Raw genomic sequence first — 22824 nt, 5'->3', positions numbered from 1 at the left:
AACTTATCCTTAAGCAATCGCTTTGTTACAATGTTTTCGCTCAATTATCACGCCATCACGAATTTCAATAATGCGATGTGCTTTCTCAGCTTGTTGCGTATCATGCGTTACCATCACGATACTCGTTCCTTGCGCGTTAATATCCATGAGCAACTCCATAATACTATCTGCCATTTTGCTATCTAAGTTACCCGTCGGCTCGTCTGCAAGCAAAAATGAAGGCTTACCGGCTATTGCACGAGCAATCGCCACTCGTTGTTGTTGGCCACCAGATAGCTGTGATGGATAATGATCTTTGCGTGATGCAAGGCCAACTTTATTCAACGCATCCATGATCCTTTCATGGCGCTCTTTTGAAGATAATTTGCGATAGCGAAGTGGCATATCAACATTATCGTATAGGTTTAGCTCAGGAATTAAATTAAAGCTTTGAAAAATAAATCCCACTTTTTCGTTACGTAGCTTTGACTTAGCCTTATCACTTAGCTTTTCAACATTGAAACCATCCAATTCGTAACTACCGTCGCAAAAATCTTCCAACAGGCCTGTAATATTTAGAAACGTTGTTTTTCCAGAGCCAGACGGCCCCACCACAGAAACAAACTCGCCTTGCTCTATACGTAAGTCAAATGGCTGCAAAGCTTGAGTTTTTATTGTGTCTGTATAATAAGCTTTTGATAGGTGACGCATGGATAGCATGTTGCAGCTCCTTTATTGAATTATTTTCACACTGGGGGCATCTTTAAAGATCCGCGCGTCAGAGGTGATAACCTGATCGCCGATATTAAGCCCCGATAGTACTTCTACTTGTCCAATACTTCTCAATCCAATCTTTATTGGCGTTTTGACAGCCGTGCCTTCCTTTACCACATAAGCAAACTGTCCATTGTATGTTTCCAAGTATTGACCATGTGGCAGGTAGGCAATATTTTCTTTTTGTTCGAGTACAATTCGACTAGTTAACCTTTGGTTTTGCCTTAACCCCTGAATTGTGTCGTCTCTAAATCGGATTTTTCCGGCAACACGACCATTTTCAATTTCAGGCGAAATTGCAACGATTTCGCCATTATAAACGTCACCATTGAGGTTCACCTCGGCTAACATTCCTAAGGCTAAATCATCTGAATAGCTCTCAGGTATTTGTACCTCTATCTCATATTTGGAGAGATCGACCACGCTTAATAGTGGCTGATTTTTAGCCACTGAATTTTTTTGCTCGACTACTAAATTACCAACGAGTCCCCCTACTGGTGAGACAACTTTAAGTGCATCGACCTGCCTTTCAAGCTCTGCTACTTTGACTTTTTGTGCTTCAAGTTCAAGCTCTTTGGTCCGAATCTCAAACTTCTGACTTTCTTTTTGCAATTCAACTTCTTTAATTGCTAAGCGATATTCCCGCAGCGCATTTTCCAGGTCATCTTTGGCTTTTTGATAATCAATATCACTGACAACTTGAGTTTTCAAACCGTCTTCAGAGCGACGCATTTCACGCTTAGCAGCATTCAATACAACGGTAGCCTTACCTAAATAGTTTTCCTGTGCTAAGTCCTGTTTTTTAGCTTGAATGATTTGTCGCTGAAGTTCAGTATCTAACTGATTTAGCTTAGCTTGATGCTGTGCAAACTCGCTTTTTAATTCAGGACTATCTATTACGGCAAGGGTTTGACCTTCAATCACGCTATCTCCCGACTCGACCAAATAGGTCACAGTCCCTTGAGCAGGGCTATATATTGTCGGACGCCGTGCTGCGACGACTTTTCCCTGAACAGAAATATCGCGAACAAAGTCACCTTGTTTAACTGCCGAAATATGAATTTTATCGCTTGAAACAGCTGTTTGACCACTTATCCACTGCCCGACAATTGGTGCAAAAAACAAAATAGCAATAACTATGAGAATACTTGCTACCGCTATAAATACTTTATTTTTTTTAGGTCTTTCAACCACCGAGTCTTGAGCACTCGTATCTGGAATATAGGCCATGAAATAATCCTTTTTACAACTGCCTTTGTTATTGAGAAATATGCACTTTACAAGTGCTTTTCACAGCCATTCACTCAACTAGCGCTTACGTCACTTGATAGAGTTTGAAATCGAGTGAATGTATCTTTTTCGTCACTTTTCAAGTGAAGAAAATCTCAAAAGATAAAAAGCAAAACAGGTAATGTAAGTGCCTAAACCTTACACAAACTCAAGACTAATGTCACGAGAAATAAAACACTTTGTTAACTATTTGGTTTGATTCTTGACGACCTCCAAATATCGGCTTTCTATAAACTTCTTCTCTTTGGACAAGTGCTCAAGTGCATCTCGGGTTTGCTCCAACTCTTTTTGAATAGCTTGCAACTTTGGACCATCTTCAACCTCTTGTTCTTGAACCATTAGCTGTTGCAGCGCCTGGCTTTGTTCGGCAATTTGTCTTTTGTATTCATTGATAGTTTGAGACATATCTTGGCGCTCTTTTTCAAAGGTTGCGACCAGTTGCTCTAGCTCTTGCTCGGATGTACCTCCCACAGACTTAGAGGCTTCTAGTTGCTGCTTTAATGTGTCATTTTCTTTTTGTAGTTCCTCTGTAGACTCATATTGGTCATATAGCTTTCTTCTCGTTTGCTTAAGTCGCTCTAAACTTTTCGACAAATCTCCTCGAAGTTTTTTTATTAGCCGATGCGATTTAAGCAACTTACTGTTTAAATCATCCATGCGAGTTTGCTCTTCTGGCGAAATATGATCCTGTGTTGAGCGTTTAACCTCAGCTAATTGCTGTTCTAAGTGAACTTGTAAGTTAGCCAATTCTTGAATGGTGTGTTGGTTATCTTCGACAAACTTCATTGACTTGTTAATTGCATCGCGACAATGTTGAAGCAGATACTGTTGCTCTGCGTTGGATGTCCCAGCTCCACCAGCAGTCTTTGCAAACAATCTAAACTCTCGCAGGATTAACAGCAAAATATAAAACCAAAAAACTAATATCAGTAGCCCGATATTCACCGCCATATAGATAAATACATCGACTGGTAGTTTGCCTAGAAACATATTACGCACTCATTATTTTCTTACTTTCATTTTAGTATTGGTTAAAAATCATGCCTATAATAAATCTATATTTTTCAATAAAGTGGTAATGTGTGAAGATATTGCTCGTGGATGACAGTGCGGCAACACTTGAGATTATTCGTCGCGGTTTAGTACGTTTTAGATATCGTAAGCTGTTGATAAAGAAAGCACAAAGTGCAAAAGAAGCACTAAAGATTATTGGTTCTTGGCATCCAGATATTGTATTGACCGACTGGCATATGCCCGATATTTCAGGACTCGCTCTCGTCAAAGCAATCAAACAAAAACAGCTTGATGTCACCATGGCGATGGTAACGACTGTCGACGATCGTGAGCAAATTAAGCTCGCCCTTGACTATGGCGCCGCGTTTGTACTGTCAAAGCCGTTTGCTGACGACGACCTTCATAACAAAATCATGCCGCTAGTCAAAGCCGCAGAAGAAAGCAGCAAAACGAGAGAAATTCATACGCTACATAAAGGCGTGCCCTTGCCTCAAGTTGGGCAACTTGAAAAGCTAATGAACAAACATATTGATACAGAGCTGAGACTCTATCAGGTGCATCAAATGGAATATAATCCCGATAACCTTCCGTGTGTCATGGTCGCATACGAAGATCCGAGCAGCCAGAAAGTTCGCGCAATCGGAATATTTGATGTGTACTCTGTCTGTGTGCTTGCCGCATCCACAGGGAATTTAACTGATCAAGCTGGGTTTGAAGCGATTCATCAACATCAGATAACAGACGACATGTTAAGCGCCTGCCACTCAGCACTAAACTCTACGTCTTATGCATTTCTAGACGGCATAACCAGAAGGAGCCTTAGAGTAAAAACCCTACAGTTGGTCACTAAGCCTTTTCCTAAGTTAAAGCGCTTGTATAAGTCCGCCGCAAACATGCGCATAGATTTATGTTGCCAACGTCCAAATATGGCACAAGGTAAAATATTGTTGGTTGGGTTTTTAAGCTAACGCTTTAAGCAAGATGCCAGGATCGGTTATCCCAGCTTCTTTTAAAGCTTTTTGGATATTTTGGGTTAATTCAATAACTTGATTCTGCATACGTAAAATATATTCAAGTTTTTGTGTAACTAGCTCCGCTTTCATTTCATCTGAATAAGCGTCATTTGCTTTTAGCTCTTCGAGTAATTTTTGCTCTTCCTTTATTTTCTCTCTGAGTTCTTCTAGCTTTTCAACCATTTTTTGAATGTGAGGTGGTAGTGCTGCTTCTTCCTGCTCCTCTCTTACCTCTTCTCCAGATAACTTAGACATATCTTTTTCTGATAATCTGAGTGGTTTAGATTCTGCCGTTTCTTCAACCTTGGTTTTCTGCTCCATCTGACTCGAGGTTGATTGAGCTGGTGAGTGAATTAAAAAGTTCACGTTCATTTTCTTTGGCCAATATGATTTTCTTTGACCTACATATCGGTAATTTATCGAGGATCTTTAAGAAAAATTGCGCGGCTTCCTTGCCGCTGCAAGTGCTTGGGAATGGAATCACTCGGTACTGAAAACTAACCGAGTTTAAAATAATTCTGTTTTAAGATTTGCTTGCAGTTGCTTAATGCCCGATTTAATGCCTGCAACAAAGTTTTACCTTTTGCCTTGACCTTTAATGTTGGTAATCCGGGTAATAAAAGCTCAACTTGGCATAAGGTAAACTTGCCAATCTGCTTGTCCACCTGTTTTTCAATTCGTACATTTATTTTTCGAATATTGTTTGCATAGCCGCACAACGCTTCATTTATTGTTTTAGCAAAAGCCACTTTACTTGACACCGCTATCGGCTCATTTACATCAACAAGGTTCAATTTCATCATTACCTCAGACAATCGCATCACATATAACTTTGTTGAAAACTTAGAATGACTCGAATTAAAAACGCTTACGCTATCCGGGACATTCTCTCAACTTCTACTTGCGCCATGAGATCAAATCTACTAATGTTCAAGAAAAGATAAAAGCTGATTATATCTAACTAAAAGCAAGATTTTTACGAACAATATGAACATAAACTTCAATCACCTTTACTATTTTTGGCAAGTAAGCAATGAAGGCAGCATCGCAGGTGCAAGTAAAGTCCTTCATTTGACGCCTCAAACCATCAGCGCGCAGCTATCAAGCTTAGAAGATCGGCTAGGGAAACCTTTATTTATAAGAGAAGGCAGAGGACTCAGGTTGACTGACTTCGGCATTTTAACAAAGCAATATGCGGACGATATGTTTTCGATTGCCAAAGAATGGTTAGAAACAACACAAGATGGTGCAACAGCCATACATCGCACATTAAAAGTAGGTATCTCAGATGCCATTCCAAAATCGTTAGTATCAAAATGGCTTGCGCCTTTGATAGAAAATGAGCAAGTTGCCAACTTGCACTGTATTGATGGTCAGCAGTCGGAATTATTGGCTCAGATGGCGATGCATAAACTCGATATCGTACTAGCGGACAAACCTCTTGATAGTAATCTGCCATTTAAGGTATTTTGTCACGAAATAGGAAAGAGCCAGATTGGCTTTTATGGTTCAATTTCTAGTTGTGAAGAACTTAGGGCAAACTACCCAAAGTCATTACAAGCACAACCAATCATTCTTCCCGCGAAACACAGCCCAGTAACGAATTCGATTCAATTTTGGCTGCAAGAGCAAAATATAGAAATCAAAGTCGCAGGTCATGTGGATGACAGTGCCTTGATGAAAGCATTAGGTCAGCAGGGATTTGGCATTTTTCCAGCCCCACTTTCGATAAAATCAGAATTACAACGGCACTATGATGTCTGCCTCATTGGCACTATCGAAAGTACGTATCAAAACTATTACGCCTTCACACCCGATAGATTAATTAAAGACTCTATCTTCAGCGAGTTCGTGAATTTTGCCAAAGGAGTGAGCTGACACTATAGTCAGCTTATGTTGGCTGTAAAAGAGAAGACAAGTTTTGTTTATAACGTCTTGATAGGTGGAGTGAATCTCCGTTTTCTAGAATAACGTCGTAATCTCCATTATCTCTTGTCTTCAGTTCACTGATAGCATTTAAATTAACAAGTGAAGACTTGTGGATCCTAGAAAAGCCAAAGGTTTTAAGACTTTTTTCCATTGATGACATCGTGTCCCTATGCAAGATTGAACGCTGCCGATTGATCATATGAAGTTCAACATAGTTCCCCGCACCACCAACCCAAGCTAAGTCTTCCACTTTTATCACATGAATGTGCCCCGAGTCTTTTACAATCAGTCTTTGATTTGGGACATACTCTGATGGCGCCTCTGTAGAATGCAAAAGTGCCACCTGAAGAATATTAGTGATCAGAGCACCTTCTGTATCCTTCCCATCAACGCTCATTGTTGTAGAAGCATTTAACTTAACATCTGTCGTTATTTTAATAGTTGGCACAGAGTCAAGCTGTTTTGTGATTGCTCCTTGCTTTTCCAGGTCAATATCATGTGAAATATCAATTAACAAACAGTCGATTTCACCCATTGAAATAGTTTCTAAAACATCAACAATACTTTGATAATAAACAAACTGGGAACAAACCGAGACTTCTTTTAATTTTGTACTTATTTCGACGCCAAGCTCAGACAAATAGCTAGGAATAGAGATCGTCACTCTTTTCATTCATCACCTTAAACACATCAACAGGTTAACAAGGATACTAATACTTTGTATCCTATTTCACAATAGTTAACATATTATTGTTATAGATTGTCACTATGTAATCTGCAAATTAAATTTGATCTTTTTTTTCTCGCCTGTCGTCACTGATTCCCACCGCCTTACGTATCTCAACTGGCATATTCCAAGCTTCCGTCATAACTTCGTCGTGATACTAATAAGCCTTTGTGATGAGTAATTAAACTTGCCAAGGGTATCTAAAACAAACCTATCAGGGGATATCATGAAACAATTCAAGCGTTCTAAGTTAAGTATGCTTATCACTTCCGCGTGCCTAATCGGCGGAAGTTTAAGCATCCAAGCATCAGCCGAAGAAGCAGCTGATGGTGCCAATGAAGAAGTCGAAAGAATTTCTATTACAGGTTCTCGTATTCAACGTGTAGCGTTAACTGCAAAAACACCGGTTATCGAACTAGACGGTTCAGAATTTGCCATGTCGGGTAACTTAAACGTTGAGCAAAAGCTTGCCGAGCTACCATTGACAGTTCCTTCTTTCGGCCCTAGCTCAAATAACCCGGGTGATGGTACCGCTCGAGTAGACTTACGTGGTCTTGGCAATGAGCGTACACTTGTACTTGTTAACGGTCGCCGCTGGGTACCAGCGACACAAACAGGTGTTGTCGACTTAAACACAATTCCAGCGTCTCTTATTGAAGGTGTAGACATCATTACAGGTGGTGCAGGTGCGGTATACGGTTCTGATGCACTAGCTGGTGTTGTAAACTTTCGTTTGAAAGATGACTTCGAAGGCGCTGAAATTTCTGCGTTATACGACATCACAGAGGAAGGCGATGGTGAAAAGTTCAACACTGACCTTACCTTGGGTGGAAACTTTGCCGACGGTAAAGGTAATGCTACTGTTTATATTGGTTACGCCAAACGTGAGTCAATCTTTCAGGGCGATAGAGACTTTACTAACGTAACACTCACTGAAGGCGACACAGGGTTAGTGCCTGGTGGTTCATCTGGTATTCCTGGCACTCGTGTATTCTCAGGCCCTACGCTTCCTAATGGTACAACTCTAGGCCGTTTTGGTCCTAACGGTGAGGGTCTACCCTATACATCAGCCGATGCATTTAACTATGCCCCTGATAACTACCTTCAACTACCGCAAGAGCGTCTAACGCTTAACTCTTTTGCACACTATTACATCAATGATGAAACTCGCTTATATAGTGAGTTATCTTTCATCCGCAACGAAGTACCGTCACAACTAGCTCCAACTCCTGCATTTGTAGGCAACCTAGAAGTCAACCCCAATAGTCCATTTTTTGGTGCTGATGTTCAAGCCGCAATGAATGCGCTGGTACCTGAACTTGACGCGGACGGTGAGCCTACAGGTAATATGATCAGTGCGCTTAACGCAGACGGAAATTATGTTTTACCGTTTATTGGCCGCCGTATGGTTGAAAATGGTCCACGTCAATCGATTGATACACGTAATGCGATGCGTTTATTGGTCGGTGTAGATGGCTTTATCGGTGATTGGGCATACAATGCATACTACAGCCGCTCTGAACTAGACCGCTCTAACCTTCTTAATAATGACGTGTCTGAAACGCGTTTCAGACAAGCGATTTTAGTTACTGATGACGGTAGCGCATGTCAAGACACATCTGGCGGTTGTGCACCATTGAACATATTCGGTGAAGGTAATATTTCACAGGCTGCGATTGATTTTATCAATGTTGGTGCATCTAACGTAACAAACATCAAACAAGAAATCTTCCACATCGATTTTGCTGGTGAGTTACCATTTACCGTACCATCTGCTGATATGCCTATTGGTTTTGTAGTTGGTTACGAGAGCCGCTTTGACGACTCTAGCTTCCGCCCTGATGAGTTTTTAGCATCTGGTGATGTTCTTGGCTTTAACGCTGGTGAACCAACAGTTGGTAGCTATAGTGTTGATGAGATCTTCACAGAGATCGATATTCCACTAGTAACAGATGCAGCATTTGCTGAAGACATTACGCTATGGTTCGCAGGTCGTCTTTCTGACTATTCAAACATCGGCAATGCTTCTTCATTCGCAACAACATTAAACTGGAAAGTAAACGAATACGTTTCGTTCCGTGCAGGTTATCAAGAGTCTGTTCGTGCGCCTAACATCGCAGAGCTATTCCAAGGTGCAGCGAATGGCTTCCCAAGTGCAACCGATCCATGTAGTGTTGACGGCTTTGTAGAAGGCACAACAGACAGAGCACTTTGTGAGGCGCACGGTGTTGCATCTTCTCAAGTCGGTGTATTCGAGCAAGCAAACGCGCAAATCGAAGGGAGTTTTGGTGGTAACCCAGAGCTGAAGGAAGAAACGTCGGAAACAGTTACACTAGGTCTTGTTATTACACCTACCGAAAACTTTGACGTAACCGTTGATTACTTCGACATTCAAATTGACGATGCTATCGACGTGCTAGGTGGTGGCGTAAACAATATTCTAGATATTTGTTACAACCAGCTTAAGGATCCAAGCTCTGAGTTCTGTCAAGCGATTACTCGTCGTCCTGATGGCAACGTTGACCTAGTAACTGCACTCAATGCGAACATAGCTGAGTTAGGTACTAAAGGTTATGATATTAACTTCAACTGGACGACTGAACTTGGCTTTGGTATTGGCGAAAATGGCTCAACACTGAATATCAATTCAAAGAACACCATTCTTGAAGAGTATTTTGAAACTCCGAGTGTAGGCTTTACCGATACAAATTACTGTGAAGGTAAATTTGGTAATACCTGTGGTACGCCACGCCCTGAGTTCCAAAGTAATAACCGCTTTACTTGGACTTCAGGCGACTTAAGCGTGTCAGCACTAGTGCGATACTTGAGTGAAGTTGATGATGACACTGGCGAAAACGAAATTGTGCCTACATCTAAAGCTTTATGGTACCTTGATCTTAGCGCAAGCTACCACTTCACAGATCATGTACAAGCAACATTTGGTATTAAAAATGTGTTAGACACTGAGCCAACGCCATTAGGTGATGCTCAACAACAAGCAAATACATTCCCAGAGTTGTATGACGTAATTGGCCCACGTTACTTCGTGAGTGCAGTGTACACGTTCTAATCAGTTGATACTGAAAAACTAGGGAGCTTCGGCTCCCTTTTCTGTTGTTGCTGTATTAGTTCCTTTATCTACAGTGAGTTACTAAGTTTTCCATTGCGTTTACTGAAAAATTGATCGAAACCAACAAAACTTCAAAATAACAACACTTTACTCGCAACTAAGTCGAGTTTGGCTAAAATAAAAAGTATGCCGCTGACCGTTTAAGAAAAAAATAATATGAAGCAAGCGCCCGAAATTACTATTGCAGTTCAAGATGCTTTCAAATTGATCCAACAAAAACAATATCAACAAGCGTTAACTAAGTTACAGCCTTTTACTGACTCGCCTCACCCCGATCTGCATTACCTTTTGGGAATTTGCTATAAATCACTAGCCGAGTGGCAAAGCGCAATAACCTCATTAAGTGATGCCGCTAAACTCGCTCCACTTAAAACTGAAATCTTAACTCATCTAGCCAAATGTTACTGGCTATCGGGTGATTTACAGCAAGCAGAAGCCCACTACCTTGCGCTGTATGAAGCTGAGCCCAAAAATCTAGATTTACTTAAAAACTTGTCGCTTCTGTATCTTGAACAAAATCAGCTCGACATGGCAAGCCAATGGGCTCTCAAAGGACAATCTCTAGATGATTCTGGACAACTCACCAAAATACTCGGGGACGTTGAAAAAACAAGAGGAAACCTCAGTGAGGCGATCGGTTATTATCAACAAGTTCCTCAACACTCTCCGGTTGTCTTTCGGGCAATACACAATTTGGGCCTTTGTTATAAATTACAGGCTAAATTTAACCAAGCGATTCAATGCTTTAAATTTGTGCATCAAAAAGCACCTGAGCACTATGAACCGCTTTACAACCTCGGCGACTGCTTTTTTGCAAATGGTCAATTTGAACAAGCACAACAAGCCTACAATCTGGCTTTGAAACAAGCCCCATACAATCCAATCATACATAAAGCGATTAACGAGCTTTATTGGCAAAGTGGGCAGCATCAGCTTTTTGCTACCAGTTTACTAAACGCGATGGAGTCAGCAAATAACCGCCTAGAACTCATAGAGTGCCTAGCTGAACTTTACTGGAATACCAATCAGTACAGGTTATGTGAGGAATGTATCAAGACGTCAGGTTACGCCGATACTTCCGCTACATTACTCGCGTTAAGAGGGCGTCTGGCGGCCACAAACAATGATCTAAATGCAGCCTTTGAGCATTTCGATAGTGCCAATAAGATAGTCATTAATTACGACAGGATATGTGAGCAAGCAAAATTTGCAATCCAGCTTGGAGAGTTCGGTACCGCACAATCCCTGCTCGAAAAAGTGTTGCAAGCGCAGCCCAACTCACAACTTGCTTTAGCTTGGCTAAGCGTAGTATTTCAAGCCACAGATAAACAAAAGCACCACGCTCTATGCAACCCGGATTTTATTCTGACCACAAACTTAAGTGCTCCGGGCGGCTATCAAGACACTGAAGACTTTCTTAAAGCGTTGGAGTCATGCTTACTAACACTTCATCAAGGTAAACAAGCACCAAGTGAACAGACCTTAGTAAATGGCTCACAAATTTCAGGAGGCTTGCTTAATAGAGATATCGAAATCATCTCCAAAGCTCGAACTCAACTGCTGCGAGATATAGATAAATGCCTTAATAAGTTAGATTTAGATCCAGAGCATCCCTTTTTAGCTCATTTACGCAAAGAGAAATGCATTACAGGCTCATGGTCTGTCAAACTGACGGAGCAAGGTTTCCACGTAAGCCATATTCACCCCGCAGGCTGGATTAGTGTAGTTCTATATATCAACACGCCAAATGACGATAGCAATAATGGTGTAATTGAGTTTGGGCGGCCACCACTGGCACCACCCTACGATTTTCCACCATTCAAAACCGTAAAACCTCAACGAGGGCAAATCGTGATCTTCCCCTCTTATTTTTGGCATGGAACACAGCCATTTAACCCTACGAGTAATAACTATCGAATGACTTTGCCATTCGATATTGGCGTTCTTAATAAATAACCTGAGGTTTGGATAAGGAATGTTCAAACTCATTGTTTCTAAAGAACAACTTAGTTTTTCCTTGTCTAGCCAGAGAGTTTTAGGGAAAACAAGGCGAATTTACGCACCAATAGCTGGCTATTGGAAGTGAATTCAACGCAGTTAGCGCTAAAACTGGCTGCTAGAAAGGCATTAATTATCCGCAGCTCAGGTTAAATAGAAAGAGAAACCACTTTAATGACAAACGAAGAGACACAACCACTCAATATAGATTCACTTTTACAGCCAATTCTCGAATGCGAGCCACAAAATAGTTGGCCATTATTATTATCGAAGCTAATCGATAGCTATCCTCAAAGTGCTGAACTAAGCTATCGGGTTGCTGTAATTTTAGAGCAAATTGGAGCGTTACCTGAAAGTGAAAAGGCCTACTTTCACTGCCTTACTCTGGCACCCAAAAACTACTTAGTGTATCTCTACCTTGGACATTTATTAGAGAAGAAGGGAGAAGACAGTACAGCACTCGTATGTTACACCCTATGTGAAGCACTCACAGGCAGCTTTAAGCGCCTTCAACTCGCCAATAGCACCGCCCCTCAAACACTTGAGCGCTTCCAAAAAGCTTGGCAGTGTATGGAAAAGAACCTTGGTACAGCATCAAGCATTGAGTCGGGTCGCTGGGTGCAATACAGTAGTAAACCTTTTGAAACAGCCCAAGCACCACACCTTTTTTACGTTGCGAATCTAAGTGCTCATCCTATCTGGCCCGCGGAGCAATTTGCATGGTATGAAAGCTTTAACGCTACGATCCCCGACATCATCAAAGAATTCCACACTACGTTTAGTAGCGCATCTTCACACCTTACGCCTTATTTGTCGGGTAAAGAGTATGAAAGCGCATTTCCAATGCTCGCAAACAGTAACAACTGGCAAGCGTTATCCCTTTTTAAAGAGGGTGTGGAAAACGTTTCAGTGTCAAAGCACTTTCCTATACTCAAAAAGGCCTTAGAGAAAGTACCTTGTTATGGCTTAACAGCATCTCCATACGAAGTGTTTTACTCTAAATTAGCCAAAGGCCAAACCATCACTCCACATTACGGCCTTTCGAACCACAGCTTAACAGTGCATTTAGCCATAGATATTCCCCATGACTGTTACCTAGACGTCAATGGCGAGCGTGCTTCATGGCAAGAACATCAACTCACCATCTTCGATGACTCCTATTTGCATATGGCACATAATGGCAGCGACCGTGACCGAATTGTACTTATATTCTCAATTTGGCATCCTGATCTAACATCGACTCAACGCCAGGCAATACAATCAGAATTTAAAAATAGACAACGTTGGATTGATAATTTAAACGCAACTTTGGTTCAATATAGAAACGATCACTAGAATCCTAATTTTCATCACGTCTCCCCCTCAACTTACCACAAAAGGGGTTGTTACTATGTGAATAACCCGTAACTTAAAGTCTGACCTTATGATTGAGGTCTCCCTGGATAATTTCGGGGGGTAACCCCCGTTTTTTTCATACTAGCCACACCATAAATCACAGTGCTAAAATCCAATCACAATCTTCAAGTTAATGTAAATTCATGCAAAAACCGATCATTACAATTCATTACTGCGTGCTTTGCCAATGGATGCTGCGAGCCTCTTGGCTTGCACAAGAGTTGCTTTCAACTTTCTCCGACGATTTAAAGCAAGTTGCGCTCGCGCCTGCAAGTAAAGGCGTATTCGAAATTTACTACAACGATACGTTAATTTGGTGCCGCAAAGCAGATGATGGCTTTCCAGAAGCCAAGGTACTCAAAAGAAGAGTGAGAGATTTGTTAGATCCTGAGCGTGATTTAGGTCATGTGGATAAGTAACCGGCGAACAAGGGTGGCTATCACTTAATCCGGAGCGTGTATGAGCAAGTCCAAAGTCCCCACCGGTTAACAGCTTCATAAATAAATTCCAGCACATGATCCAGACCTGAGTAACTCCGATTTAGTCCCGTGCGTACGGGGGCGAAGTAGGACCGACAAAAATATCTGGAATATTTTTGAACAGCTCTGCTGACCCGAAGGGCGAAAGACAGGAAGTCTGGAGTCATCACCGTTTCGCAGCCTGCTGAGGTGAGCGCATGGATGCGTGAGGGATGCTGCTTCACGGACGAATTACAGCACATGATTCAGACCTGAAAAACTCAGGTTTAGCCCCGTGCATACGGGGAACACAGCTGATTCTGCTGTATCTGAATCAAAGTCGACGGTTTAGCCCCGTGCGTACGGGGGCGAAGTAGGACCGAAACAGCGTTTCGCAGCCTGCTGAGGTGAACGCATGGATGCGTGAGGGATGCTGCTTCACGGACGAATTACAGCACATGATTCAGACCTGAATAACTCAGGTTTAGCCCCGTGCATACGGGGGCGAAGTAGGACCGAAACAGCGTTTCGCAGCCTGCTGAGGTGAACGCATGGATGCGTGAGGGATGCTGCTTCACGGACGAATTACAGCACATGATTCAGACCTGAATAACTCAGGTTTAGCCCCGTGCATACGGGGAACACTAATGCCAAGTGCATTGCTAATTTTTGCCGACCGGTTTAGCCCCGTGCGTACGGGGAACACAATTATTTCTCCATCCCACTCCCCTCCGTAATCGGTTTAGCCCCGTGCGTACGGGGAACACACATAGTGACCTCATAAAAGGCGGTTGCCCGCCGGTTTAGCCCCGTGCGTACGGGGAACACGTTTGCTGGGGAGAAACCCGAGATAGAAGGCCACGGTTTAGCCCCGTGCGTACGGGGAACACGTATATATCAAAACAGACCGATTACGATAATCCGGTTTAGCCCCGTGCGTACGTGGAACACCTAATACCAGTCGACCCAGATTTAAAGGCTCACGGTTTAGCCCCGTGCGTACGGGGAACACGTGATATTGTTGATTAGAATTTTTAAATCATCACGGTTTAGCCCCGTGCGTACGGGGAACACCCAAAACATACATAAAAATACTGTTCTGAAATCGGTTTAGCCCCGTGCGTACGGGGAACACGGCTGACTTTGCTCCTTCCAGTTTTTTAAATGCGGTTTAGCCCCGTGCGTACGGGGAACACTCTATGGCTATCCTCAACAAGCCAAGTAATAACGGTTTAGCCCCGTGCGTACGGGGAACACTGAAATTATTTTCTATAACAAACCCCTTCCATCGGTTTAGCCCCGTGCGTACGGGGAACACAGGGGGACAGCAACCAGCGCAGGGTCTACTGACGGTTTAGCCCCGTGCGTACGGGGAACACTGACTCAAACGGGATGGTAACTATATTAAAGCCGGTTTAGCCCCGTGCGTACGGGGAACACGCCTGCAATAGTCTCAGTGCATTGACGCTTTCACGGTTTAGCCCCGTGCGTACGGGGAACACCATCCATTCCTCACGGTCAGAGATTGCAATTTCGGTTTAGCCCCGTGCGTACGGGGAACACAAGTAACTGCTCAATTTTTTTGCATGAAGGATCGGTTTAGCCCCGTGCGTACGGGGAACACAATTTCAATAGAAAAGTAAACGTGCTGATCGGCGGTTTAGCCCCGTGCGTACGGGGAACACGTTATTGTGTGCTGCGCGCGGATGTGGACGGGCGGTTTAGCCCCGTGCGTACGGGGAACACTAGATGTTGAATCTGACTATATGGTTCATAAACGGTTTAGCCCCGTGCGTACGGGGAACACGGCACCTGTATACGTTGGGGTTGAAACGTGCGCGGTTTAGCCCCGTGCGTACGGGGAACACAGAACGAAGCTTTAGTGAAAGAGAACTACAACCGGTTTAGCCCCGTGCGTACGGGGAACACTTCGTTTAAAAGGCGACCATACTCAGCAATAACGGTTTAGCCCCGTGCGTACGGGGAACACGGATTTTAATGAAAGCTGAATTGACTGGTAATAGGTTTAGCCCCGTGCGTACGGGGAACACTTCATTTTCACCAGCTCGACGCAAACCTATAACGGTTTAGCCCCGTGCGTACGGGGAACACGCTGGCGGGGTATGGCGTGTCGTCATTGGCCGACGGTTTAGCCCCGTGCGTACGGGGAACACTTTAACGACTCATTGTAAAATGCGTTTATAAGCGGTTTAGCCCCGTGCGTACGGGGAACACAGCCAATCAATCCATTAATACCAATGCCGCCACGGTTTAGCCCCGTGCGTACGGGGAACACATTGTATTCCCTGAGATTGCCAAAGCTCTCCACGGTTTAGCCCCGTGCGTACGGGGAACACGGCGGCATGGATGTCACACAGCACCAGGTTAGCGGTTTAGCCCCGTGCGTACGGGGAACACCGTCCAGAGGTAAAAAGCGCACTATCGCCAGACGGTTTAGCCCCGTGCGTACGGGGAACACGCCATGAATGGTTGTGCATGTGGGTTTCTTGGCGGTTTAGCCCCGTGCGTACGGGGAACACCCCGTTGCCAGCTCACCGACAATGGTGTCGTCCGGTTTAGCCCCGTGCGTACGGGGAACACCCATAAAGACCGGGTAACGTCCCTATAGCGCCCGGTTTAGCCCCGTGCGTACGGGGAACACCCCTGATAAACCTTACTTTCTTTCAGTCATCACGGTTTAGCCCCGTGCGTACGGGGAACACGTAGTTCTGTTCCCCTTTAAACTAATTGAATTACGGTTTAGCCCCGTGCGTACGGGGAACACGTTTCGTTTGGGGTTCAGGGTGATAACAACGGCGGTTTAGCCCCGTGCGTACGGGGAACACTTACTGGTCTTCCTCTTTCAGTGCTGCGTAATCGGTTTAGCCCCGTGCGTACGGGGAACACAAAAACAATATAAAACAAATCATCATCTAACTCGGTTTAGCCCCGTGCGTACGGGGAACACTCTAAAATTATATAATTGTTTTTAATAAAGAAAAATCACCTAGTAAAAGTTACCGAAAATTTTAGGTACAAAAGTACCTCTCATTATGAGGTAAAAATCTTAATCTCCAACTTGTTAATGAGCATTAAATCGAATTAAAAAGTGGGGCGTTCGCTAATCTGCCCCCTGGCTATCATCTACTCAGGGCGTGTACTTCACCAGTCTCAGGCCCTGAAAATCGACTGGCATTCTGGCGTTTTCGCCGTAAGTGATAAAATCAAAACCCGACTCGGTATTAGTTGCCCAAGCCATAACCGCATTGCCGTCTTCCGCCAGCTCACTGACCTGAAACCAGATCATTTCGCGAATGCGTTTACTTACATCCCCCACGTACACACCCGCACGGATTTCCAGTAGCCACACCGCCAAGCGACCTCTTAACCTAGGTGGCACTGCCTCAGTAACAACCATGCACATACTCATAGTGGTCCTCCGCTGCGATGACCTTCGTCACCAATGGATTCAGGTTCAGGGATAGCGGGCGGTTGTGCGTCAGCATAGGGCTCGGGCGGTGTTACCTCTCCGGCGGCTAATACTTCTTCAATCAGCGGGATAAGGCGTGGTAATACCTTGTCTTTACGGAACGCTTCGCGACAGGCGATGCGTACTTCACGATCGGGGAATTGTGGTCGCCGTTTGGCAATTTTAAACGCCACAGGCACCACGGTATCGAACTTTATAATGTCTGCAATATCATACACAAACGACAATGGCTTTCCTGTATGCAAAAAGCCAATGGCAGGCGCATAGCCAGCGGCCAGCACTGCGGCTTCGGTGACGCCATACAAGCAAGACGTGGCGGCGCTGATACATTGATTGATCACATCACCCTTCGCCCAATCTTTAGGGTCGTAGCGTCGTCCCTGCCAGCTGACCTGATACTGTTTAGCAAGCAGCTCATAGGTTTTGCGTACACGCGTGCCTTCAATGCCCCGCAGCTGATCAACCGATCGCCGCTCTGGTGCCGGTTCGCCAAAGCGTAGCTCAAACATTTTGCGCACGACTTTAAGTCGCAGATTTTCATCCAACGCCAGCTTGGCCTGATAGAGCAATTTATCGGAGCGCGCACCACCGGGCTGACCCGCAGAGTAAAGCCTGACTCCCGCTTCTCCCACCCAAATAAGCAATGTGCCCGTGGTTGCAGCCAACTTGACCGCCGCATGGCTCACCCGGGTGCCCGGTTCCAGCATAATGCACACCACAGAGCCCACCGGAATCAGCATCCGTTCACCATTTACTTCATCAATCACAACAAATGCGCCGTCGCGCATATCAATACGCCCCATACCAATAAAAATCATTGAGTTACGATCTTTAATTGGAATAGGTTTTAAAGGAAGAAATGCCATTCCCTGCACTCCTAAATTAAGTAAAAGATTAGCTAAGAAAAAGGCGAGTCGCCCCGCCTTACAGATTAGATTACAGTGGTTTGATCAGCATCAGCCCGCAGCCAAAGGCTTTGGAACGACCGATGCCTGAAAGCAACGCCTGCTCCAGTTTTTGCACATCGGTGATTTTTGCCACACCAAAATAGTCCAGTGTACTCAACTGGATGGGCCTGGCCCCGTCCTTTTTAACCACTTTGTGCTGCTTGTAATTGCTGAACTCAATACACTGAGTCAGCAACTCCAGACCACCCTTTTGTAGTTTTTTGTCAAGCCAGGCTTTTGCAGCAATATCAACAGCTTCATTCACATCGCTATTTGCTTCTTGAGCCTGTTTTTTGGCATGCATCAAAACATCGTGACGGCGAGTTTTCTCTCCTTTTGGCGTAATATCTACCGTGGGGTTAGCTCGCAAAGAGAACTGAACCAGCCCTTCCTCTTTGAGCTGATCCGGCTGTGTTTGAGTGACTATTTTCCAGCTTTTAATCGCTTCTTTTAGCTGACGCTTTGAGCGAATAAACACTGTTGGCACTGGCAACGCCATATCCACGCGAAACATAAAATCAGCCTGAGTCAGCTCGCTTTCAACAAAACAACGCCACACCCACTGATGCTGCTTGTAAAGATCATCAGGATGTAAAAAGCCAAGATCTTCTCCTTCCTGGTCAGGATCAAAATACAATCGGCTTTCATACCAAAGAGTGTCAGACATATAGCACTTCCTCCGTATCCACCAACCCCCAACTGCTTTTAACGCTTCTAAATGTAAAGGCCCGGTGGTTTATCTCAAAGCTCAGTGGCACGTCATGCCGTTGCTCCGTGCCTTCTTGTGCTTCGCTGTCTATAATGTATTTCATCGGTGTTCCGGCTACCTTTTCATGCTCGGCTTGCATTCTTGGTGCTTGTTGCAACGCCTGTTCTAAAGGTGCCTCTATACACGCATTGTGGGGATCAACTAAAGGAATGCCCGGCAAATAGGACTTACGCCCTAAAAACTGCGGCCAGACCGGATTTAACAAAGCATGATGCAGCTTTCTAAGAAAAACCGCGTCGCCTTCAAAGCCTACCCAAAAAGCGGCATCTGCCAGATAAGCTCGGTGCGACAACTGCGTGTCCGGCTTGCCACCGTCAGCCTTTGCCACATTCAGCGCCGTTTGATAATCAAATGCCAGATCGCCTGGTTTATCTATGCGCACGCCCATTCGCAATGCAGTAAGATCATTCAGAGGCTCATTTCGCTCACGCCCTAGTGATGCACACAGCAAACCGATCACGCCGCTTTTTGTCGGATCAAGCTGAGTGTTGCGCAGCTCAAAGGCACTTTTTAGCCCCCATGACTGCATTGGTCCAGCTAATCGGATCAACAAAGTGCTCATTGACACTCCAAAGCACCTTGCAGTGCATCCAGCATCTGAGCTTCCAGTTGTGCAATGGTGCCACTGTCTTTGTCCTGATACTCTTCCAGATTATCGATATAAGTGCTGCGGCCCTCAAAAATAAAGCCCGATTCACCATACATACCTGCAAGCTTCTTAGCGAACATTTCCAGTTTTTGTGCTGACTGGTGCTCAAGCTCCGCTTCATCAGGCTTGTCTATCATTACTGCCTGAGTAAATGCGTTGCTCAGAGACCAGGGCGCGCCATCTTTGCGCACATTCACTTTGATATAGCTTGGCGGATTCTGCGCCGCAAAACTGTTTTGTTTACCCGAAGGCACCGCCTGAACTAACGCCCGGAAAAAGCCTTTTACCGCGCCAGTCACCAGTTCCTTATCCTGTCCAAGATTGGCAGCCAGTTTATCAATATTGATCTGGGCATAGCGGTAATAACAGGCACTGTTAAAGTAAACGCCACCCATCATGCCAGAGCCTTGCTCACCCGCTTGCAATTCGTCATCCACAGCAGTGAAAAAGTCCATGGCTGGCGTAACGATATTGGTTGAAATTGCATGAGCAACCTGGCACGCAGCGTCTACATTGATATTGTTGTTGTCTGCGGCCATACGGCCGAATAGTGCGATATCTGCGGCGAAAGCCTGTTGATGCTTACCAAATACTTCACCCACTAGTTTTGCGAGCTTTTTATCTAGCTTCTTTTTGTCCTTCTGGTTTAGTTCATCGAAATTTTCAAGCGCAATATTCTTAAGCGCTTCTACTTCATTCAAGCCCAGGTAAAGCAAGTATTCAGTTTTGAACGTATGTTTTTCTTCTTTTTGCACCAACTTCAGCTCAGCAAGGCCAAGTAAATTTTCACAGACTATATTACTTGCCTCTTCAGGTTTGCTATTGGCAACCAAGAAATCTCTAATCTTAAAAGCTAGCTTACGAGTGCGTACCGCGCGGTCGCCCTGATGCTCTACCACTGCATCGTTAAATGCTCCATGAGTGCGGATCGCACGCTTCTGACACTGGCTTGAGATACGCGCCCTTTGTGAACCACCAAACACACAAGATTTAGGCGTATTGGTATCGTCACGATTTAAGTTGCTGGGGGCAAAGTTCTGTAATACATGAAATTCGATAAAAGACATAAGGTAACTCCTTTTTAATTTGTCGCGTCTGCTGAGTTTGTAGACTCATCGGATTGAATTGGTTTGGCCCAGTAATCTCTGGCCCATTTAAGTTGAATGCGTTTGTCGTCGCTATCCCAGTGATAGAGATCTTCCATCAGGGTTCGGTAATCAATGGCAATGTCTTTGCTTTTTAGAATTTGTACCATCTGGCGCAGCGTTTGTTTTAACTGCTCACCTTTGGCCTCCAGTAGGCACCCAAAGCGAAAGCTCATGCCGGGGCGCTTATCTTTATCCGCCTGATACCAAATGTGACCAAAACTGCTATGTTGCGCTTCTTGATACACTTTGGCGTGACTTGCAAATAAACCAGCAACAAAAGCCTGCACTTTGGAGCGTTCATCCTCACTGGAAAGTAATGGCCCTAAGTAAGATATCGCCGTCAGTTGAGAGCCTTTTTGCAGATCCAAAGACTTCCTAAGCGCAGCCAGAATATCCCTTTTGGGGTAATCTGGATTACCCCACTGATATAACTGCCTGATGATTTCCTGAGTATCCTGACTCCAGTAAACGTGACGCTGCCACGTTCTTCCGTATAGCGATTCTTCTAGCTGTTGTTTAGCGATGCTCAAGCCCTTTTGTGCTCTAACTCCACTATAGCACCAGCTATGTGTTGCACCTTCGAATGCAGCAAATGCAGTTTCCTGGCACACTTTACGCCAACTAAATTTGGCCTCTTCACTGTTATTACTTAATGCCCAAATAAATTGTTCAAACGGTTCATTAAGCTTGGGCCAGTAGAAACGTGCAGGGTTGATCGACTCAACCTTTGTTGAAATATCTTGTGTCCTGGCACCATCTGGTAGCAGATGAGAAGCAAAGGTTCTTACTGCACTCAATAGCTGTCGGTGAATTATTTCAGCCCTCTGTATACCTTTTAGTAAAACCAGGCCATCTCGGCTTGGTTGTGTAGGGTCTTTTTCGACCAAATTAAGTGGTAATGGCAAGCGCTCTTCAAACCAAGCTAAAGGGTTAGCTTTCTTGTTCTCTAAGCCCATTAACTGGCAATTAAGTTTTAGTTTATCGATAAGCTCGTTATCCTCAGCGGCTAACAACTGGATACCCGCTGGCCTTAAATCTTCAGGCTCTATACCCACTTTAGATGATTTCGCATATTGCAACAAACTCGCAGTATTTAGCCAAAATGCTCGTTCGAAGCTTAATCTGACAGGTAATTTTTTATCTTCTTTGTTGAAGTAATACGCGAAATAAGGCTCCTGCTCCATTTCTTTTGGATTAGGCAAACCCTGAGCAAAAAACATACGGGCAACGCTGCCATCTTTCTGGGGCAGTAAACGCACATGACGAGCACGCCAAGTGAGATAATCACTCAACCCTCGCATTTCACGAGCCTGAGGCTGCTCTGGCTCATTTTGCTCCCATACAGGCAGGTCCATTTTGCGCTCGAGCCACTCTTCATTTTTAGGCATATGTAAATTGAGCATCAAAGTTTGAAACAGGTTTTCGCCCTCCACCATTACAACTGCACCGCCAACTAATGGGGCATTGGTCAGGTTTGGGTGCTTACCAAACTGCACCGAACTGCCACTCACACCACCGCCCAAGCTAAAATACTGACAAACAAGTAACTGAAGTGCGGCTTCATTTGCCGGTAGTGAGAACTCATGATTATCAGCAATATGATTGAATAGGGTTTTATTGTTACCGCTCGCCAGATCAGGAGAGAGCTTTTTGACCGATGTTGTTACACCCTTTTCTTTCGTGAAGTTCGCTGTTTGAAAGAAGGGGTTCGTTTCTGAAAAAAGGTCAAACCGTTCTGCGCACTCAGCCGAACTAAGGTAGCTGGAGACTTGCTCATCAAACTCTCCAGCTGCAAAAACCTCATCCCACTCGTCCGGTTCCAGGTAGCCATAACTGCGATACAAGATTGCCAGTAATAAGCGTTGTACCGATGCCACCACAAGCGGCTTTTCGTGTACTATCCGCTTTAACTTTGGGGCTGCCTCAAGCAAAGATAGTATTGAGTATTCGTTGGTTACCCCCTGTAAATCCAGGGCTGGTATCCAGCTTTCAGTTAATAAATCGTATTTCATATTCCCTCACTCTCTGTAAGTAAACCAATTATTGCTTACCAATTTCATTAATTTTGGACAAAGCTTCACAGTGTTACTGCCACCTTTAACAAAACCGGAAAC

Annotated in this window: 18 protein-coding genes and 1 CRISPR repeat array; of the genes, 6 read left to right on the top strand and 12 right to left on the bottom strand. The window is 44.3% G+C overall.

Going from position 1 to position 22824, the window contains the following annotated elements; translation table 11 throughout:
• Positions 1 to 9: 9 nt before the first annotated feature.
• The 3 genes from CTT31_RS22065 to CTT31_RS22055 form a co-directional block, all read right to left on the bottom strand.
• Positions 10 to 699, bottom strand: a complete 690-nt coding sequence (locus CTT31_RS22065) for an ABC transporter ATP-binding protein (RefSeq protein WP_039496217.1) — start codon at positions 697 to 699, stop codon at positions 10 to 12.
• Positions 700 to 711: 12 nt separating this feature from the next.
• Positions 712 to 1983: an efflux RND transporter periplasmic adaptor subunit gene (locus CTT31_RS22060; protein ID WP_211856803.1), complete on the bottom strand. Its 1272-nt coding sequence runs from the start codon at positions 1981 to 1983 to the stop codon at positions 712 to 714.
• A 246-nt stretch (positions 1984 to 2229) separates the two neighbouring features.
• On the bottom strand, positions 2230 to 3033 hold the full coding sequence (locus CTT31_RS22055; RefSeq protein WP_039496212.1) for a hypothetical protein: 804 nt from the start codon (positions 3031 to 3033) through the stop codon (positions 2230 to 2232).
• A 92-nt stretch (positions 3034 to 3125) separates the two neighbouring features.
• On the opposite strand from CTT31_RS22055, the gene CTT31_RS22050 reads away from it, so the two are divergent.
• Positions 3126 to 4025, top strand: a complete 900-nt coding sequence (locus CTT31_RS22050; RefSeq protein WP_130127548.1) for a response regulator — start codon at positions 3126 to 3128, stop codon at positions 4023 to 4025.
• Here CTT31_RS22050 and CTT31_RS22045 read toward each other — a convergent pair.
• Positions 4017 to 4442, bottom strand: a complete 426-nt coding sequence (locus CTT31_RS22045; RefSeq protein WP_045963170.1) for a hypothetical protein — start codon at positions 4440 to 4442, stop codon at positions 4017 to 4019. The genes CTT31_RS22050 and CTT31_RS22045 overlap by 9 nt on opposite strands.
• Positions 4443 to 4567: 125 nt before the next feature.
• A complete protein-coding gene (locus tag CTT31_RS22040) occupies positions 4568 to 4873 on the bottom strand; it encodes a hypothetical protein (RefSeq protein WP_223193636.1) in 306 nt (101 codons plus the stop codon).
• Between the two features lie 184 nt (positions 4874 to 5057).
• Between CTT31_RS22040 and nhaR the strand changes: the two genes are divergently transcribed.
• Entirely contained in the window at positions 5058 to 5948 is an 891-nt protein-coding gene (gene nhaR / locus CTT31_RS22035; protein WP_039496207.1) for a transcriptional activator NhaR, read from the top strand.
• A gap of 13 nt (positions 5949 to 5961) precedes the next feature.
• Here the strand turns inward: nhaR and CTT31_RS22030 are convergent, their stop codons facing one another.
• Complete coding sequence (locus CTT31_RS22030) at positions 5962 to 6672, bottom strand: LytR/AlgR family response regulator transcription factor (protein WP_260492554.1); 711 nt, start codon at positions 6670 to 6672, stop codon at positions 5962 to 5964.
• Positions 6673 to 6952: 280 nt separating this feature from the next.
• Between CTT31_RS22030 and CTT31_RS22025 the strand changes: the two genes are divergently transcribed.
• From CTT31_RS22025 to CTT31_RS22010, 4 genes are all read left to right on the top strand, one after another.
• The gene (locus tag CTT31_RS22025; protein WP_211856805.1) at positions 6953 to 9796 is read left to right on the top strand and encodes a TonB-dependent receptor plug domain-containing protein; all 2844 of its coding nucleotides are present in this window, start codon (positions 6953 to 6955) and stop codon (positions 9794 to 9796) included.
• A 216-nt stretch (positions 9797 to 10012) separates the two neighbouring features.
• Positions 10013 to 11812 carry a 2OG-Fe(II) oxygenase family protein gene (locus tag CTT31_RS22020; RefSeq protein WP_211856807.1) on the top strand — a complete coding sequence of 600 codons (1800 nt, stop codon included), beginning with the start codon at positions 10013 to 10015 and terminating at the stop codon, positions 11810 to 11812.
• A 216-nt stretch (positions 11813 to 12028) separates the two neighbouring features.
• Positions 12029 to 13189: an aspartyl/asparaginyl beta-hydroxylase domain-containing protein gene (locus tag CTT31_RS22015; protein ID WP_260492553.1), complete on the top strand. Its 1161-nt coding sequence runs from the start codon at positions 12029 to 12031 to the stop codon at positions 13187 to 13189.
• A gap of 203 nt (positions 13190 to 13392) precedes the next feature.
• Complete coding sequence (locus CTT31_RS22010; protein WP_099029779.1) at positions 13393 to 13668, top strand: Rdx family protein; 276 nt, start codon at positions 13393 to 13395, stop codon at positions 13666 to 13668.
• Positions 13669 to 14322: 654 nt separating this feature from the next.
• Positions 14323 to 16675: direct repeats of the CRISPR family, unit length 29 nt; unit sequence CGGTTTAGCCCCGTGCGTACGGGGAACAC.
• Between the two features lie 180 nt (positions 16676 to 16855).
• On the opposite strand, the gene cas2e is transcribed toward CTT31_RS22010, so the two are convergent.
• From cas2e to casA, 6 genes are all read right to left on the bottom strand, one after another.
• Positions 16856 to 17137: a type I-E CRISPR-associated endoribonuclease Cas2e gene (cas2e, locus tag CTT31_RS22005; RefSeq protein WP_260492552.1), complete on the bottom strand. Its 282-nt coding sequence runs from the start codon at positions 17135 to 17137 to the stop codon at positions 16856 to 16858.
• Positions 17134 to 18063 (bottom strand): type I-E CRISPR-associated endonuclease Cas1e, encoded by a 930-nt coding sequence (gene cas1e / locus CTT31_RS22000; protein WP_260492551.1) that lies wholly within the window; start codon positions 18061 to 18063, stop codon positions 17134 to 17136. The genes cas2e and cas1e overlap by 4 nt, the downstream gene beginning before the upstream one ends.
• A 70-nt stretch (positions 18064 to 18133) precedes the next feature.
• Positions 18134 to 18811, bottom strand: coding sequence for a type I-E CRISPR-associated protein Cas6/Cse3/CasE (gene cas6e, locus CTT31_RS21995; RefSeq protein WP_260492550.1), 678 nt, complete (start codon positions 18809 to 18811; stop codon positions 18134 to 18136).
• A complete protein-coding gene (cas5e, locus tag CTT31_RS21990) occupies positions 18804 to 19475 on the bottom strand; it encodes a type I-E CRISPR-associated protein Cas5/CasD (RefSeq protein ID WP_260492549.1) in 672 nt (223 codons plus the stop codon). The genes cas6e and cas5e overlap by 8 nt, the downstream gene beginning before the upstream one ends.
• Positions 19472 to 20629 carry a type I-E CRISPR-associated protein Cas7/Cse4/CasC gene (cas7e, locus tag CTT31_RS21985; RefSeq protein WP_260492548.1) on the bottom strand — a complete coding sequence of 386 codons (1158 nt, stop codon included), beginning with the start codon at positions 20627 to 20629 and terminating at the stop codon, positions 19472 to 19474. Before cas7e ends, cas5e begins: the two co-directional genes overlap by 4 nt.
• A gap of 14 nt (positions 20630 to 20643) precedes the next feature.
• On the bottom strand, positions 20644 to 22722 hold the full coding sequence (casA, locus tag CTT31_RS21980) for a type I-E CRISPR-associated protein Cse1/CasA (RefSeq protein WP_260492547.1): 2079 nt from the start codon (positions 22720 to 22722) through the stop codon (positions 20644 to 20646).
• Between the last annotated feature and the right edge of the window lie 102 nt (positions 22723 to 22824).

It is taken from the genome of Pseudoalteromonas maricaloris (assembly GCF_024746855.1).
GTDB classification, from domain to species: Bacteria; Pseudomonadota; Gammaproteobacteria; order Enterobacterales; family Alteromonadaceae; genus Pseudoalteromonas; species Pseudoalteromonas maricaloris.
Note: the sequence above shows the minus strand (reverse complement) of the source record. Positions and strands in the feature narration are given on the sequence as shown.

Excerpts from the sequence above, each read along its gene's own strand:
- cas5e (WP_260492549.1), bottom strand. The coding sequence starts at position 19,475 with ATGAGCACTTTGTTGATCCGATTAGCTGGACCAATGCAGTCATGGGGG.
- cas6e (WP_260492550.1), bottom strand. The coding sequence starts at position 18,811 with ATGTCTGACACTCTTTGGTATGAAAGCCGATTGTATTTTGATCCTGAC.
- CTT31_RS22040 (WP_223193636.1), bottom strand. The coding sequence starts at position 4,873 with ATGATGAAATTGAACCTTGTTGATGTAAATGAGCCGATAGCGGTGTCA.
- CTT31_RS22030 (WP_260492554.1), bottom strand. The coding sequence starts at position 6,672 with ATGAAAAGAGTGACGATCTCTATTCCTAGCTATTTGTCTGAGCTTGGC.
- CTT31_RS22065 (WP_039496217.1), bottom strand. The coding sequence starts at position 699 with ATGCTATCCATGCGTCACCTATCAAAAGCTTATTATACAGACACAATA.
- CTT31_RS22010 (WP_099029779.1), top strand. The coding sequence starts at position 13,393 with ATGCAAAAACCGATCATTACAATTCATTACTGCGTGCTTTGCCAATGG.
- CTT31_RS22060 (WP_211856803.1), bottom strand. The coding sequence starts at position 1,983 with ATGGCCTATATTCCAGATACGAGTGCTCAAGACTCGGTGGTTGAAAGA.
- casA (WP_260492547.1), bottom strand. The coding sequence starts at position 22,722 with ATGAAATACGATTTATTAACTGAAAGCTGGATACCAGCCCTGGATTTA.
- CTT31_RS22045 (WP_045963170.1), bottom strand. The coding sequence starts at position 4,442 with ATGAACGTGAACTTTTTAATTCACTCACCAGCTCAATCAACCTCGAGT.
- cas1e (WP_260492551.1), bottom strand. The coding sequence starts at position 18,063 with ATGGCATTTCTTCCTTTAAAACCTATTCCAATTAAAGATCGTAACTCA.
- CTT31_RS22015 (WP_260492553.1), top strand. The coding sequence starts at position 12,029 with ATGACAAACGAAGAGACACAACCACTCAATATAGATTCACTTTTACAG.
- nhaR (WP_039496207.1), top strand. The coding sequence starts at position 5,058 with ATGAACATAAACTTCAATCACCTTTACTATTTTTGGCAAGTAAGCAAT.
- CTT31_RS22055 (WP_039496212.1), bottom strand. The coding sequence starts at position 3,033 with ATGTTTCTAGGCAAACTACCAGTCGATGTATTTATCTATATGGCGGTG.
- cas2e (WP_260492552.1), bottom strand. The coding sequence starts at position 17,137 with ATGAGTATGTGCATGGTTGTTACTGAGGCAGTGCCACCTAGGTTAAGA.
- CTT31_RS22025 (WP_211856805.1), top strand. The coding sequence starts at position 6,953 with ATGAAACAATTCAAGCGTTCTAAGTTAAGTATGCTTATCACTTCCGCG.
- cas7e (WP_260492548.1), bottom strand. The coding sequence starts at position 20,629 with ATGTCTTTTATCGAATTTCATGTATTACAGAACTTTGCCCCCAGCAAC.
- CTT31_RS22020 (WP_211856807.1), top strand. The coding sequence starts at position 10,013 with ATGAAGCAAGCGCCCGAAATTACTATTGCAGTTCAAGATGCTTTCAAA.